11 protein-coding genes, 1 tRNA gene, 1 pseudogene and 1 riboswitch are annotated in these 14,369 nt (G+C 55.4%); of the genes and pseudogenes, 10 read left to right on the top strand and 3 right to left on the bottom strand.

Features of this window, described 5'->3' with window-relative positions; all coding sequences use genetic code 11:
* The first annotated feature begins 380 nt into the window (after positions 1–380).
* Positions 381–457: transfer RNA gene (locus tag ABT58_RS07000), tRNA-Trp, on the top strand.
* Between the two features lie 106 nt (positions 458–563).
* Here ABT58_RS07000 and crcB read toward each other — a convergent pair.
* The gene (gene crcB / locus ABT58_RS07005; protein WP_047873683.1) at positions 564–947 is read right to left on the bottom strand and encodes a fluoride efflux transporter CrcB; all 384 of its coding nucleotides are present in this window, start codon (positions 945–947) and stop codon (positions 564–566) included.
* Positions 948–1,134: 187 nt separating this feature from the next.
* On the opposite strand from crcB, the gene ABT58_RS07010 reads away from it, so the two are divergent.
* From ABT58_RS07010 to thiH, 7 genes are all read left to right on the top strand, one after another.
* On the top strand, positions 1,135–1,557 hold the full coding sequence (locus ABT58_RS07010) for a universal stress protein (RefSeq protein WP_047873684.1): 423 nt from the start codon (positions 1,135–1,137) through the stop codon (positions 1,555–1,557).
* A gap of 98 nt (positions 1,558–1,655) precedes the next feature.
* Positions 1,656–1,753: riboswitch (TPP riboswitch) on the top strand.
* A gap of 135 nt (positions 1,754–1,888) precedes the next feature.
* Positions 1,889–3,832, top strand: coding sequence for a phosphomethylpyrimidine synthase ThiC (gene thiC, locus ABT58_RS07015; RefSeq protein ID WP_047873685.1), 1,944 nt, complete (start codon positions 1,889–1,891; stop codon positions 3,830–3,832).
* Positions 3,832–5,091, top strand: coding sequence for a thiamine phosphate synthase (gene thiE, locus ABT58_RS07020; RefSeq protein WP_047873686.1), 1,260 nt, complete (start codon positions 3,832–3,834; stop codon positions 5,089–5,091). Before thiC ends, thiE begins: the two co-directional genes overlap by 1 nt.
* The gene (locus ABT58_RS07025) at positions 5,081–5,863 is read left to right on the top strand and encodes a HesA/MoeB/ThiF family protein (protein ID WP_047873687.1); all 783 of its coding nucleotides are present in this window, start codon (positions 5,081–5,083) and stop codon (positions 5,861–5,863) included. Before thiE ends, ABT58_RS07025 begins: the two co-directional genes overlap by 11 nt.
* A complete protein-coding gene (thiS, locus tag ABT58_RS07030; protein WP_047873688.1) occupies positions 5,863–6,072 on the top strand; it encodes a sulfur carrier protein ThiS in 210 nt (69 codons plus the stop codon). The genes ABT58_RS07025 and thiS overlap by 1 nt, the downstream gene beginning before the upstream one ends.
* A 1-nt stretch (position 6,073) precedes the next feature.
* Positions 6,074–6,844: a thiazole synthase gene (locus ABT58_RS07035; RefSeq protein WP_047873689.1), complete on the top strand. Its 771-nt coding sequence runs from the start codon at positions 6,074–6,076 to the stop codon at positions 6,842–6,844.
* A gap of 11 nt (positions 6,845–6,855) precedes the next feature.
* Entirely contained in the window at positions 6,856–7,968 is a 1,113-nt protein-coding gene (thiH, locus tag ABT58_RS07040; RefSeq protein WP_047873690.1) for a 2-iminoacetate synthase ThiH, read from the top strand.
* A 106-nt stretch (positions 7,969–8,074) separates the two neighbouring features.
* Here thiH and ABT58_RS07045 read toward each other — a convergent pair whose 3' ends face one another.
* On the bottom strand, positions 8,075–9,862 hold the full coding sequence (locus ABT58_RS07045) for an aminopeptidase P family protein (protein WP_047873691.1): 1,788 nt from the start codon (positions 9,860–9,862) through the stop codon (positions 8,075–8,077).
* A gap of 417 nt (positions 9,863–10,279) precedes the next feature.
* Between ABT58_RS07045 and ABT58_RS07050 the strand changes: the two genes are divergently transcribed.
* The gene (locus ABT58_RS07050; RefSeq protein ID WP_047873692.1) at positions 10,280–11,485 is read left to right on the top strand and encodes a multidrug effflux MFS transporter; all 1,206 of its coding nucleotides are present in this window, start codon (positions 10,280–10,282) and stop codon (positions 11,483–11,485) included.
* A 138-nt stretch (positions 11,486–11,623) separates the two neighbouring features.
* Here ABT58_RS07050 and ABT58_RS07055 read toward each other — a convergent pair whose 3' ends face one another.
* Positions 11,624–12,544 carry a DMT family transporter gene (locus ABT58_RS07055; protein WP_047873693.1) on the bottom strand — a complete coding sequence of 307 codons (921 nt, stop codon included), beginning with the start codon at positions 12,542–12,544 and terminating at the stop codon, positions 11,624–11,626.
* A gap of 256 nt (positions 12,545–12,800) precedes the next feature.
* On the opposite strand from ABT58_RS07055, the pseudogene rmuC reads away from it, so the two are divergent.
* A pseudogene (rmuC, locus tag ABT58_RS07060) lies at positions 12,801–14,270 on the top strand (DNA recombination protein RmuC); the annotation flags it as partial.
* Positions 14,271–14,369 lie beyond the last annotated feature (99 nt).

Genomic DNA, 14,369 nt, shown 5'->3' on the forward strand with positions numbered 1-14,369 from the left:
CGAATCTCTCCACCCCTGCCAAATTTAAAGCCTCAGCAGAAATGCTGGGGCTTTTTTACGTTTGGTGTTTTGTGGTGGTGAATATTTCGGCCATTGGCAGAGCTGCGGATTCCGCCATACCGAACATCAGCGCGTGTTGGGATAACTAGGCGTCCCCCAGGAACACCAGCCAGCTTGGTAGCAAGCCCTATCAAATCTCTGGAATGCCAGTCCACCCCTGTCACCTTCGAAAGCCTCGTTCTTTCCGCTTATTTCAATGCTATGGGTGGTACCTGCATTAGTACGTTGTCTTTATTGCGACTTTCTACGGATACTGTGAGTGACCCCTCGAATTTTCATTTGCAGTTTGAGCGTGGATCCGTAAGATACACACAAACATTAGGGGTGTAGCTCCAATTGGCAGAGCAGCGGATTCCAAATCCGCGTGTTGGGAGTTCGAATCTCTCCACCCCTGCCAGATTCTAAAGCCTCAGCAGAAATGCTGAGGTTTTTTTATACCTAAACAAAAGGCTCTCGTCTTACGACGAGAGCCTTTTGTTGTTTCTGGGCACGACACGATGGGCTTAGCTTTTCATCATCAGTTGGTAACCGATAAAGCAGGCGGTAATGCTGAGCGTGACGTTGAGCAGGATATTGAGGCCGGCTTTAATGAAGTCACCTTGTTGCATCAAAATAACATTGTCCATGGAAAAGGTGGAGAACGTAGTGAGGGCGCCAAGAAAGCCTAAGCCAATCAGTGGGCGGGCAGGGACGGCTCCTATCATGCCCTGGTTGAGGGCTGACATCATCAAGCCCATGATCATCGAGCCTACCACGTTGACCACCAGTGTGCCGTACGGAAAACCGCGTCCGAACAGGGACACACAAAGTTCAGAAATTAAATAACGGGAGCAAGCACCGAATGCCCCGCCCAGGGCGATCAGCCCCAGAAAAATGAACTGGTTCATTGGGATCTCATTGGGTAAGTAAAGAATGCCATACTAATACCATGTTCTGGCCGTCACGATTACCTTCAGACGGTGATATTTTTGCAATCATTGATTGAGCTGTATATTGCTATGCCGTCTCGGGTGTACGCTGCCTGTTAGGTATAGCATGGTGTTAAGCATATTGTTGAGATCAAAGGAGAGAATCATGGCACTTTATCCCACAGTCTTAGTGGCGGTTAATCCTGATGATAACGAAGCCCATCGGTTAGTGGTGAAAGCGGCTGTGGTCGCCGAGCAAAACAATGCCGAATTGCATTTGGCCTTTGTGGAGCCGGGTATGGGGAATGTGAGTTTTGCGGATGCAGAATTAGAGCTGGATGCCGTGCACGACACTTTGGCGCAACGACGCCGACAACAACTTATGGCGCTGGCATCACAGTCACCGTATCACGTGAGTGGTATTCATTTAGCGAACGGGGATGTGATCAAGCATTTGGTCGCATTGGCTGACACACTGGAAGCCAGTTTGGTGATCATTGGATGCCGTAAATCTGGCATTCATTGGTTGGGTGATGTAGGTCATGCCTTGTCACAGCATATCCGTGGTGATGTGCTGATGTGTCAGTGATCACAAACAAAGTGCGAATGTCGTAGGGTTTGTGACTGAGAGTCGGTGAAACGGGTCTTTCCGGTTGATGATGCTGAGTGGCTTACTTATACTCGAGACTCAACTTGTCGGAGTGCCACTTGGCTGAGACCGCATTGCGGGATCCGTAGAACCTGATCAGGCTAATACCTGCGAAGGGAACAAGAGAATGTTATCTGTATTGCCATGTCATCCTTTTTACTTGGTCAGCGTGGCTGCAGTTTCAGATGATGCTACACCCCCTACGTGTAGCCTCTTGTTTACGCACCCATCCGTCAAGCAACTTTCCCTAATGGATTAACAGGAAATTGCTATGTCGAATCGCAAACAAGCGAGACTGGAAGCGAAACAGTTTATTGACTCTCTCACCATTCAGCCTTACCCCAATTCGCACAAAGTGTATGTCACCGGTAGCCGTGACGATATTTGTGTGCCCATGCGTGAAATTCGCTTAGCTGACAGCCTTGTCGGCGGAACCAAAGATGCCCCCCTGTTTGAACCGAATGACCCGGTACGCGTATATGACACCTCAGGTGTGTATACCGACCCTGACTATGACATCGACATTTATGCCGGCCTGCCTAAAACGCGTGAAGCCTGGATTGCGATGCGGGGCGATACCGAGTATTTGGATGAGCAGAGCTCGGCGTATTCCAAAGAACGTTTAGCCGACAAAACCTTGGATGACTTACGCTTTGGTGAACAAGCCCGTATTCGTCGTGCCAAACCCGGTGCCAATGTCACCCAGCTACACTACGCCCGCCAAGGCGTGATCACCCCAGAGATGGAATACATTGCGATTCGGGAAAACATGGGAAGGGCTAAATACTGCGATGAAGTCCTGAATCAGCAACACCCGGGTATGGCATTTGGTGCTACTCTCCCGGCAGAGATCACCCCTGAGTTTGTCCGTCAGGAAGTGGCCGAAGGCCGCGCCATTATCCCCGCGAATATCAATCACCCCGAATCGGAGCCAATGATCATTGGCCGCAACTTCCTGGTTAAAGTGAATGCCAATATCGGCAATTCCTCCGTCAGCTCTTCCATTGAAGAAGAAGTGGAAAAACTGGTGTGGTCGACCCGCTGGGGCGGCGATACGGTGATGGATCTGTCGACCGGTCGTAATATCCACGAAACCCGTGAATGGATCATCCGTAACAGCCCTGTGCCTATCGGGACGGTGCCGATGTATCAGGCGCTGGAAAAAGTGAACGGGATTGCGGAGAACCTCAATTGGGCAGTATTTCGGGATACCTTGCTCGAGCAAGCTGAGCAAGGGGTGGATTACTTCACGATCCATGCCGGTGTATTACTGCGTTATGTGCCGATGACCGCCAAACGGGTGACCGGCATTGTGTCACGAGGCGGCTCTATTATGGCCAAGTGGTGTTTAGCCCATCATAAAGAAAGTTTCCTCTATGAGCACTTCCGCGAGATCTGTGAGATCTGTGCCCAATACGATATCTCCTTATCATTGGGCGATGGGTTGCGTCCCGGCTCGGTGGCCGATGCCAACGATGAAGCCCAGTTCAGTGAATTGCGTACCTTGGGTGAGCTGACCAAAATTGCCTGGGAATACGATGTGCAGGTGATGATTGAAGGCCCGGGCCATGTACCGATGCACATGATCAAAGAAAACATGGAAGAGCAACTCAAGCACTGCCATGAAGCCCCCTTCTATACCCTCGGCCCTCTGACCACGGACATTGCACCGGGTTATGACCACATTACATCCGGGATTGGCGCTGCCATGATTGGTTGGTACGGCTGTGCCATGTTGTGCTACGTCACCCCGAAAGAACATTTAGGCCTACCGAATAAAGAAGACGTCAAAGTCGGGCTTATCACGTACAAGCTGTGTGCTCATGCCGCTGACTTAGCCAAAGGGCACCCCGGTGCACAGGTGCGTGACAATGCCTTGTCCAAAGCGCGCTTCGAATTTCGTTGGGAAGATCAATTTAACCTCGGCTTGGATCCGGAAACCGCGCGGGCTTACCACGATGAAACCCTGCCGCAAGAGTCCGGCAAAATCGCCCATTTCTGTTCAATGTGTGGCCCGAAATTCTGCTCAATGAAAATTTCGCAGGAAGTGCGTGAATACGCCAAAGATTTGGATCAACAAGCCGCCCAAGCGGTGGCCATTGAGGTGATGGACGATTCGGCGGTGGCGATTCAGCAGGCTGGTATGCAGCAGATGTCGGCAGAATTCAAGGCCCGAGGGAGTGAACTTTATCACCCTGCTAAAGAGGATAGTTAATGAACGCAGTCTGTTTACCCGATCATCTGACGCCGCTATTGATGCACTTAGAGCCGCTGCTGGCAGCGGCGGAGCATTATGCACTGGGCGAGCCCGTGCAACTGGCGTGGAGCGAATCGGCAGTGGTAGACATGGATGTGGACGGGCGACGTTTTACGGTGGCGTTTGATGCGCCAGAGCCCGTCAATCAAGAGGATGACGTGACGGGTTATGTGGTGCATGACCAGTGGTTAGCACCGTATCCGACGTTAACGGACATCCAGCAGCAGGTCGCAGCGACCCCCTCGATGGTGGTGTGTGGCTTACCGACCGAGCAAGGGTGTGTCGATGTGTGGCATCACGACGGTGAAGCCCGTGCAGTGTATTGCCACCACACCGGTGCGTGTGATGCGCAGCGGGCCATGTTGCTCGCGGCATTGGCATTAGATTACCCGTTGGAAGATGCGGTGACGTTGGCGCGTGCTTATGCCCGTCGCTATGTGTTTGCGACCGATGGCGATGCGGGGCCGACATGGCCGGTTGATCACCGTCTGTTCCCGCGTCCGCTGACCGCCAATCACCCTGAAGTGGTCGACTTGGGCTGGCAGTGCACAGCAACGGCGGTAGCCGCGTTTGCCCCGGTTGATCGCACCAAGCTGGCACTGTATCCGGTGGTGGACTCGGCCGAGTGGGTGGAAAAGGTGCTGGCGAGTGGTGTGATGACGACCCAGCTTCGTATCAAAGATCCACAAGCACCGGCCTTATCGTCGCAAATTGCCCGTATTGTGGCAGCCGGAGAAGCTCATCAGGCACAGGTCTTTGTGAATGATTACTGGCAACTGGCGATTGAGCACGGCGCGTATGGCGTGCACTTGGGGCAAGAAGATCTGGAAACTGCCGACTTGGCAGCGATTGCCGAGGCGGGTCTGCGTTTAGGCCTCTCAACGCACGGTTACTATGAAATCCTGCGTGCGGCCGAGTTTTCGCCGAGCTACATCGCACTGGGCCATATTTTCCCGACCACCACCAAAAGCATGCCGTCTAAACCGCAGGGGGTGAATCGTCTGGCGTTGTACCAAAAGTTGATTGGTGATGCGTTCCCGACCGTCGCGATCGGTGGGATTGATTTGAGTCGTGCCGAAAAAGTGTGGCGTACCGGTGTCAGCAGTGTGGCTGTGGTGCGGGCGATCACCGAAGCCGAAGATACCGCTCAAGCAGTGGCAGATTTTCAACAGGTGTTGGTGCGCGAGGTCAAGGGAGTGCCCGACCATGATCAGTGATCAGGCGTTTTTACGCTATAGCCGGCAGATCATGCTGCCGGAGATCGGCGAACAGGGGCAGACGGATCTGGCCAATGCGCAGGTGCTGATCGTGGGTGCGGGCGGACTGGGCTCTGCCGCCGCCTTGTATTTGGCCGGTGCCGGTGTGGGGCAGGTTGTGATCGCGGATGACGATCGGCTGGAAGTGTCTAATTTACCGCGTCAGGTGCTTTACCGGGAAGCCGATATTGGTCAACCGAAAGCGGTGCAGGCGGCGGCGCAATTGCAGGCGCTTAACCCGTTGGTGCGGGTGCGGGCGGCGAATGCCCGTTTGGCGGGCGAACGTCTGGCGCTGGAAGTGGCGCAAGCGGATGTGGTACTGGATTGCTCGGATAATCTGGCTACCCGCCATGCGGTCAGTCAGGCGTGTTATCGCGCCCGTAAACCGCTCATTGCCGGGGCGGCGATCCGCTGGCACGGACAGCTTATGGCGTTTGATTTTCGCCAAGGCAAGGGGCCGTGTTACCACTGCCTCTTTCCCCTGCCGGATGCGTCCTCATCCGCCGGACCACAAAATTGCAGTACCGGCGGCGTGGCAGGCCCCGTGGTCGGCAACATCGGTACTCTGCAAGCGCTGGAAGCCCTGAAAGTACTAACCGGAGCGGGGAGTGTTGCGTTTTCCCGTCTGCAAAATTTTGATGGCCTGACCCTACAGTGGCAATCATTTCATTTCACACAAGACACATCGTGCCCGGTTTGTGGCCCGTCCGTGTCACAACAAGAGCAATGTTGATGTCAACAATAGCGTTAATGGTGAATGACAAGGCAATGGACGTCCCGCCAGGGATCTCATTACATGCCTTATTGGAGCAACTGGCGATGCCGCTTCAGGCAACCGCTGTGGCTGTGAATGAAGAGATTGTCTCGCGCCCGTCGTGGGAGACAACCGTGCTGAGTGACGGGGATCGTATTGCCCTGTTCCAAGCGATAGCAGGAGGCTGAGATGCTCACAATTGCAGATAAGACGTTTTCCTCCCGTCTGTTTACCGGGACGGGTAAATACGCCAACCGCCAGACCATGGCCTCGTCCATTATTGCCTCGGGATCGGAATTGGTCACCATGGCACTCAAGCGCGTCGATATCGACAAGCGGGACGATGACATTCTGGCGCCGTTGATGGAAGCGGGCGTGAATTTACTGCCGAACACATCGGGCGCGAAAAATGCCAAAGAAGCGGTGTTTGCCGCGCAGTTGGCCCGCTCGGCACTCGGCACAAACTGGTTGAAATTGGAAATCCATCCGGATCCGAAATACCTGATGCCCGATCCGATCGAAACCCTGAAAGCGGCAGAGAAGCTGGTACAGGAAGGCTTTATTGTTCTGCCTTACTGTCATGCTGATCCGGTGTTGTGTAAACGTCTGGAAGAAGTCGGCTGTGCGGCGGTGATGCCCTTGGGGGCGCCGATTGGCACTAACAAAGGGCTGGCATCGCGTGATTTTCTTGAAATCATCATCGATCAGGCGCGGGTACCGGTGATTGTGGATGCGGGGATCGGGGCACCGTCCCATGCGGCAGAAGCGATGGAAATGGGCGCCGATGCGGTCTTGGTGAACACCGCCATTGCGGCTGCTGCCGATCCGATTGCCATGGGCCGTGCGTTCAAGCTGGCGGTGGAAGGCGGGCGTATGGCGTATGAGGCCGGGCTGGCTGGAACGGTGAATCATGCCATTGCCTCGAGTCCGTTGACGGCGTTTTTGGCGCAGCCTGCATAAAGGAGCGTGTGATGAGTTTTGTTGATGTGTGGCAGCGTCTGGAATGGGATGATATTCGTTTGTCGATCTACAGCAAGACGGCGGCGGATGTGGAGCGGGCGCTGCGCAAACCCAAGCGCGATTTGGAGGATTTCAAAGCCCTGATCTCGCCAGCGGCGGAGCCGTATCTGGAGCAAATTGCCCAGCAATCGGCCGCCCTGACCCGCAAGCGGTTCGGTCATACCATGTCTTTTTATGTCCCGCTTTATTTGTCGAACCTGTGTGCCAATGCGTGTACCTACTGCGGGTTTTCCATGGAGAACCGGATCAAGCGACGCACACTGAATGTGGCGGAAATTGAGCGTGAATGCGCTGCCATCAAAGCGATGCACTTTGACAATATTCTGCTGGTGACAGGCGAACATGAGCGCAAGGTGGGGATGGACTATTTCCGTCAGGCCCTGCCGGCGATCAAGGCGCAGTTCAACTATCTGGCGATGGAAGTGCAACCGATGGATCAGGCTGAGTACGCCGAGCTTAAAACGCTGGGGCTGGATGCGGTGATGGTGTATCAGGAAACCTATCATGCCGCGACCTATGCCGAGCATCACCTGCGCGGTAATAAGATGGACTTCCACTACCGTCTTGAAACACCGGATCGGCTGGCCCGTGCCGGTATTGATAAAATCGGTATCGGCGCGTTGATCGGCTTGGATGAGTGGCGCACCGATTGCTTTTTTGTGGCGGCCCATCTGGATTATCTGGAGCGCACCTATTGGCAGACCCGCTATTCCATTTCGTTCCCGCGTTTGCGCCCGTGCGAAGGGGGGCTACAGCCCAAATCCATCATGACGGATAGCCAGTTGGTACAGCTGATCTGTGCCTATCGTTTGTTGAACCCGGAAGTGGAATTGTCGTTGTCGACCCGTGAGTCCGCCCATTTTCGCGATAACGTGTTGCCACTGGGGATCACCTCGATGTCGGCGGGGTCGAAAACCCAACCGGGTGGCTATGCGGATGATGAGCCGGAGCTGGAGCAATTTGCGATCAGTGATGAGCGGTCGGCAGCGCAGGTGGCAGAATCCGTAAAGCGCCATGGTTTTGAAGTGGTGTGGAAGGACTGGCACCGCGCCTATTCGGGCTAGTGGTTACCCCGATATACATGCCACCATAAAAAGAAAAACGCCCGTGAAAGACGGGCGTTTTGTTTTACTCTGTTTCTGTGTGACGTGCTGCTTTTGGCTTAGCGGCTTAGCGGCTTAGCGGTGCAGTTGCCTGCTCAAGCCATGCTAAGTCGTCGCCTTCAAGGGCCGGACTGATCGCGGCAAACACGGTCTCGTGGTAGCGGTTCAGCCAAGCCAGCTCGCTGTCAGTCATCAGTGAGATATCCACCAAACGGCGATCGATAGGCGCACGGGTCAGTGATTCAAAGCCCAGTACGTGCATGTCGCCGGCGGTTTCGATTTCCACCACTAACTCCAGGTTTTCGATACGGATACCGAACGCATCGGCGCGGTAGTAGCCCGGCTCGTTAGACAGCACCATACCCGGCAGTAGCGCGGTTGGGTTGTACACTTTCGCGATACGCTGCGGGCCTTCATGCACACTCAGGAAGTGGCCGACACCGTGACCGGTACCGTGGTCGTAATCAAAGCCGTATGCCCACAGGTGCTGGCGCGCCAGTGCATCCAGTTGTGAGCCGGTCGTGCCTTTCGGGAAGCGCGCGGATGCCAAACCAATGTGGCCTTTCAGTACCAAGGTAAAGGTCTGCTTCACCTCATCGTTCGGGGTGCCGACAGCAATGGTACGGGTGATATCGGTGGTGCCGTCTGGGTACTGGCCGCCTGAATCTACCAGGTACACATTGTCCATCTCCAGCACACTTGGCGCAGGCTGGTTCAGGTGGTTGTAGTGACACATGGCCGCATTGGCGCCTGCGGCGGAAATGGTATCAAAGCTTACATCGGTACAGCTGCTGTCTTGGGCACGGAACTGCCACAGTTGATCCGACAGGGTGCCTTCATCAAGCAGGTTGCCTTGCGCGACTTGGCGATCAACCCAAGCGAGGAATTTCGACACCGCCACGCCATCGCGGATATGACAGGCTTTCATGCCCGCAATTTCCGTCGCGTTCTTGGCCGCTTTTGGCAATAAGCACGGATCCGCCGCATCAATCAGGGTGGCATTCGCCGCGCGCAGTACTTGGCTGGCCCACGCATTGCTGGTGGCCGGATCGACCAACACCGCTTTGCCGCCTAATTGCTGCAGGGCTGCTTCCAAGGCTTCAGGGGCGTGGACGCGTACGCCGTCGCCCACATGGCTGGCAAACTCGGCAGGCAGGCGTGCAGGGTCGATAAAGAAATCGACGCTGGCATCGGCATGAATGATCGCGGTTGAGAGCAATACCGGCAGGCTAGGCACATCGCTGCCACGCACGTTCAATAGCCAGGCAATGCTGTCGAGCTGAGTCAGCAGCGCCGCATCGGCTTTTTGCTTGGTGACGTTTGCGGCGATTTGCTGGCGTTTGTCTGCGCTGCTTTGGCCGACAAAATCCAGTCCCATCAGTTTGGCGTTCGATAAGGTGGCGGCTGGACGGTCGTGCCAGAACAGCTCGATAGGGTTCTCGTCAATGCAGACCAATTCCAGTTCACCGGCCACCATAGCGGTGTGGCGGGTCAGCCACGCACTGCTGTGCAGACGGGCATCAATGGCCACTTTGCTGCCGGTTGGCAGGCGATCCAACGCCCATTGCATTGGCGGCTCTTCAATCAGGTGACGGTATTCGTAGATGTCGCCCGGGACTTGCTTGCGCACTTGTACCACGTAGCGGCCATCGACAAACATCGCGGCACTGTCGCGCGCGATCACCGCCATACCCGCTGAGCCGGTAAAGCCGGTCGCCCAGTGCAGGCGCTCGTTGTGATCGGGAATGTATTCGCCGAGGTATTCATCTTCGTGGGGGATCAAAAGGGCGTCCAGTTGGTTGTCGACCAACCACTGACGGATCTGCCCAACGCGTTGTGCGATATCTGCTTGCATGTTCTTTTCCTTTCACTTGTCACCGTCCCTGTGACGGCATAGATGCCAGCCTGAAGAGTTAACCGTTCCTGCCGCGACCACAGGGGGACGCGAGAACGCTTAACTGTTCAGGCTGATCATCCTACGTTAGCGTGTTTGCCCTGTGGCTGCAATTGGTGGCAGCGAAATCGTGGGGGGAGAAAGGGTGTCCCCCTTGCAATGGGCTGCTTGTGGTCAGCAGGGGGAGTGAATATGGCAGCCGGAGGGGGCGTGGGCAGACAGACATGCTGCATGCAGAAAGGGTGAGCGGTATCTGGTGTGGTGATATTCCAAAAAGGAAATGGTGACTTGAATATAAACCATTTCTATTCATATCAGGTTCGACGTAGACTGCCGCCATTCTTCGGACACTCCCTGCAATTGATGTAAGCAACGACTATGCAATCCACTCCTACTTCTTCGCCTGCGGGCGCCAAACTGGTCGCCTTGATGGTGATTTTGGTGCTCTTTAGCCCGCTCGCTATTGATATTTACCTGCCGGCGTTTCCGGCCATGGCAGACACCTTCGGGGTCGAGACCACACGCGTGCAAGATACCATTACCTGGTTCATGTGCAGCTTGGGTCTGGGCCAGTTATTGGCCGGGCCGTTAGCAGACCGTTTCGGTCGTCGTCCTATCGCGTTGGGCGGCATTGTGATTTACGGCGTGAGTGCCACGCTGGCGTACGTGGCGCAGAGCCTCGACATGCTGCTGGTTGCGCGTTTGCTGCAAGGCTTTGGTGCCTGTGCCACCTCCGTGGCCGCGTTCTCTGCGGTGCGTGACAGTTTTGGTCCGGAAAAAAGTGGCCGCATGATCAGCTACCTGAACGGCGCGATCTGTTTTATTCCCGCTTTAGCGCCGCTGTTGGGGACCTGGCTGACACACCATTTTGGCTGGCGTTCCAACTTCAGCTTCATGGCCGGCTTTGCCATTGTGGCGGGTCTGTTGATTGCGCTGCAGTTTAAAGAAACTCGTCCTGCGAACACCGATGTCTCCGGTTCGGCGATCAGCCTGTCGCGTTACCTGTCGGTACTGCGTGAAACAACCTTCTTGTTCCATGCTTCGCTGTGTATGTTGGCGATGTCTGTGATCCTGGCCTACGTGACCTCGGCGCCGGTGTGGCTGATGATGGAGCTGGGGCAGGACATGAACCAGTTTACGGTGTGGTTTGGGGTGAATGCGGGTCTGAATATTCTGGCGTGTATGATCGCGCCGAAATACATGGATCGCTTCGGCTCACGCACCACACTGAGCTCCGGCTTGCTGATTTTGCTGGTGGCCGGTGGCCTGATGCTGGCGATGAACCATTTGCATTCGGCCTTGGCGTTCATGCTGCCGATCTTTATGTCGTCATTTGGCTTTGCGTTCGTGCTGGGCTCGGCGGCAGGTAAAGCGTTGGCACCGTTTGGTGATCGCGCAGGAACCGCAGCGGCTTTGCTGGGCTTGTTCCAGATGAGTGGTGCGGGTGTGATGGTCAGCCTGACCCAACGTTTGGATCTGACACCGCCTAATTTGATGGTATTGCAGATGTGGTTGCTGATCCCGGGATTGATTGTGCTGTGGACCCGTCTGGGGCGCCGCTGGCATGCGCCGGTTGCGGCATAAGTTTATTGCCGCATCCGCGTTATTGAACCAAATTCGATAATAAGACGCCTCAGGCTCAAAAGGCGCCGGGTCTCGACAACCCTTTTCACTTTTTGCCTGCCACGATTGTGGCAGGCTTTTTTGTTTCTGGCGAAGGGATCAGGCCGTTGGGGAGGTGTTGCTCTCGACAGTTGTTGTCTTGCTGCCTTTGCCTTTCCATTGCTGGATCAGCAGGCCGCTGATGATGAGGCCCAAGCCAATCAAGGTGGACGGGTAGATTTGCTCGCCAATGATCGTCGCCAGCAGCATCAGAGAAATGAACGGCGAGATGAAGATCAGGTTGCTGATCCGCGCAGTATTGCGGGTCAGTTTCAGGGCGTTGATCCACAACACAAAGGTGATCCCCATTTCAAACAGGCCGACATAGCTCACCGCCGCCCAGCCTTGCCAAGGCACATCCCCCCAGCCGCCGTGATACAGACTCAGGCCAAACGAAAACGGCAGGGATACCAAAAAGCCCAGCAACACCCCGAGTACCGGATCGGCTTGATTCTTGGTATTTAAAATCCAGTACAGCGCCCACAACAAGGTGGAAAGCAAGGCCAGCGCCACGCCCATCGGGCTATCAAACTGCAACGCCATCAGATCGCCTTTGGTGGCGATTACCACCACGCCCAAATAACCGAGCAAGCAGGCAATCCAGTCTTGTTTGCGGATCTTCTGTCCGAGGAACACCGCCGCCATTAAGGTCAGGGTGATCGCCCAGCTGTAGTTGAGCGGTTGAGCCTGCGAGGCCGGCAGCAGTTCATAGGCTTTGAACAGCACCAGATAATAGGCAAACGGGTTAATGAGTCCCAGCAGCAGGTAGTAGAGCGGGCGGGCCATGAAGGTGCGGCCCAGCAGGTGTAATTTGCCTTGGTAGAGGGCAATGGCGATCAAGGCCAGCACCGATACCATGCTGGCGGCAACCAGCATTTGGATCGGAGATAAATAGGTCAGGGTAATCTTAAACGCGGTGGCCACCGTCGACCACAGCAGGACGGCCGACAAGCCGTACCCGAGCGCATAACGTTCGTTCATTGTTCATCCATAATCAAGTGCGACCGGGCTATTCAGGCCACGGGAGGGAGCGGTTAGATCGTCAGTGTATGCGATTGTGTCAGGCCCCGCTAGCACCTCACAGAGTGAATGTAAGCTTTTGCAGAACCGCCGTTGATAACAGTGATGATAACCCTTTGATTGTGACTGGACATTCATCCAGTATCCCCTTAGCCTTGAAGGATAATTACGTCGTAGGATCGCGCGTTCAGAGCAGCAAGCGTCAGGATAAATACACATGATCAATGAATGGTTGTCAGGATATGGGATCGCCGTGGTGGCAGGGGTGTCGTGCACCGCACTGGCCAGTGCGATCACCGCATGGGTGATCAATACCCGTTGGCAGCAACAGACCCAATTATTGCAGCAGCAGGCGGAATCGGATGTGCGTCTGGCACAAAGTCGTGAGCAGCATTATTTAAGCCAGCTGACAGAGCGTAATCAGGAGCTGGATGAGATGGACGTGGAGCGCGATCGCCTGACGGCAGAGCTGCGCCAGATGCATGGCCGTTTGGCCGCTGCGCTGGAGAAAATGCGCCACTTTGAAGCCCTGCAAAACGAGAAAACTTACCTGACCGAGCAACTGGATAATGCCCGTATGGCTAATGCTGGGTTGGAAGCAGATCTGCGTGAGCAGGATGCACGCCATTTTGAAGAGCAAAAAGCCGCTGACGAGAAAATCGCCTTGCTGGAAAATGCCGAAGAGCGGTTGCGTATCCAGTTTGAAAGCCTTGCCAATCGCCTGTTTGAGCAGAAAACCCGTACCGTGGATGAGCAAAACCGGATCAGTATGCACGGTTTGTTGGGGCCGTTGCGTGAGCAGTTAGAAGGCTTCCGTAAGCAGGTGACCGACAATTTCAGTCAGGAAGCGCGTGAGCGTCATACCCTGGTGCATGAGATCAACAACCTCAAACAGCTCAATGAGCAGATGGCCCGTGAAGCGGTGAACCTGACGCAGGCGTTGAAAGGGGATAACAAAGCCCAGGGTAACTGGGGCGAAGTGGTGCTGGCGCGGGTGCTGAGTGAATCCGGCTTGCGCGAAGGGCACGAATACCAAATTCAGGTGAGTCTGGAAAACGAAGACGGTAAACGCTACCAGCCGGATGTGGTGGTGCACCTGCCACAGAATAAAGACGTTGTCGTCGATGCCAAAATGTCGCTGGTGGCCTACGAGCGCTACTTCAATGCCGACACTCTGGCCGAGCAAGAGCTGGCACTGAGTGAGCACATTGCCTCGGTGCGCAGCCATATCCGTGGCCTGAGTCGCAAGGACTACCATCAGCTGCACGGGGTGGAAAGCCTCGATTATGTACTGATGTTCATTCCTGTCGAGCCTGCCTTCCAAGCGGCGGTGGCGGCCGATCCGAGTCTGATCCGTGATGCGATGGATCAAAACATCATGCTGGTCAGCCCGACCACCTTGCTGGTGGCGCTGCGTACCATCAGTAACCTGTGGCGTAACGAGCGCCAGAATCAGAACGCCAAGCAAATCGCCGAACGGGCCAGCAAGCTGTACGACAAACTGCGTCTGTTTGTGACGGACATGGAAGCGGTGGGCGCGTCGCTGGAAAAAGCTAACCAAAGCTACCAAGGCGCAATGAACAAACTGGTCACCGGCCGGGGTAACGTGATCCGCCAGGCGGAAGGGTTCCGTCAGCTCGGGGTGGAAGTGAAACGTGACATTACGCCGCAGCTGGTGGAGCGTGCCATGCTAGGCGCGCCGGATCGCCCGGAAGATGCGCGCCCTGAGCCGGCCTCTGCCATGGGTTCTGGTTCCGCATCCGCCGAACGCGCGTTAGCGGCGTCC

It is taken from the genome of Photobacterium aphoticum, assembly GCF_001029435.1.
In the GTDB taxonomy this organism is placed as follows: Bacteria; Pseudomonadota; Gammaproteobacteria; order Enterobacterales; family Vibrionaceae; genus Photobacterium; species Photobacterium aphoticum.

Excerpts from the sequence above, each read along its gene's own strand:
- crcB (WP_047873683.1), bottom strand. The coding sequence starts at position 947 with ATGAACCAGTTCATTTTTCTGGGGCTGATCGCCCTGGGCGGGGCATTC.
- ABT58_RS07010 (WP_047873684.1), top strand. The coding sequence starts at position 1,135 with ATGGCACTTTATCCCACAGTCTTAGTGGCGGTTAATCCTGATGATAAC.
- thiC (WP_047873685.1), top strand. The coding sequence starts at position 1,889 with ATGTCGAATCGCAAACAAGCGAGACTGGAAGCGAAACAGTTTATTGAC.
- thiE (WP_047873686.1), top strand. The coding sequence starts at position 3,832 with ATGAACGCAGTCTGTTTACCCGATCATCTGACGCCGCTATTGATGCAC.
- ABT58_RS07025 (WP_047873687.1), top strand. The coding sequence starts at position 5,081 with ATGATCAGTGATCAGGCGTTTTTACGCTATAGCCGGCAGATCATGCTG.
- thiS (WP_047873688.1), top strand. The coding sequence starts at position 5,863 with ATGTCAACAATAGCGTTAATGGTGAATGACAAGGCAATGGACGTCCCG.
- ABT58_RS07035 (WP_047873689.1), top strand. The coding sequence starts at position 6,074 with ATGCTCACAATTGCAGATAAGACGTTTTCCTCCCGTCTGTTTACCGGG.
- thiH (WP_047873690.1), top strand. The coding sequence starts at position 6,856 with ATGAGTTTTGTTGATGTGTGGCAGCGTCTGGAATGGGATGATATTCGT.
- ABT58_RS07045 (WP_047873691.1), bottom strand. The coding sequence starts at position 9,862 with ATGCAAGCAGATATCGCACAACGCGTTGGGCAGATCCGTCAGTGGTTG.
- ABT58_RS07050 (WP_047873692.1), top strand. The coding sequence starts at position 10,280 with ATGCAATCCACTCCTACTTCTTCGCCTGCGGGCGCCAAACTGGTCGCC.
- ABT58_RS07055 (WP_047873693.1), bottom strand. The coding sequence starts at position 12,544 with ATGAACGAACGTTATGCGCTCGGGTACGGCTTGTCGGCCGTCCTGCTG.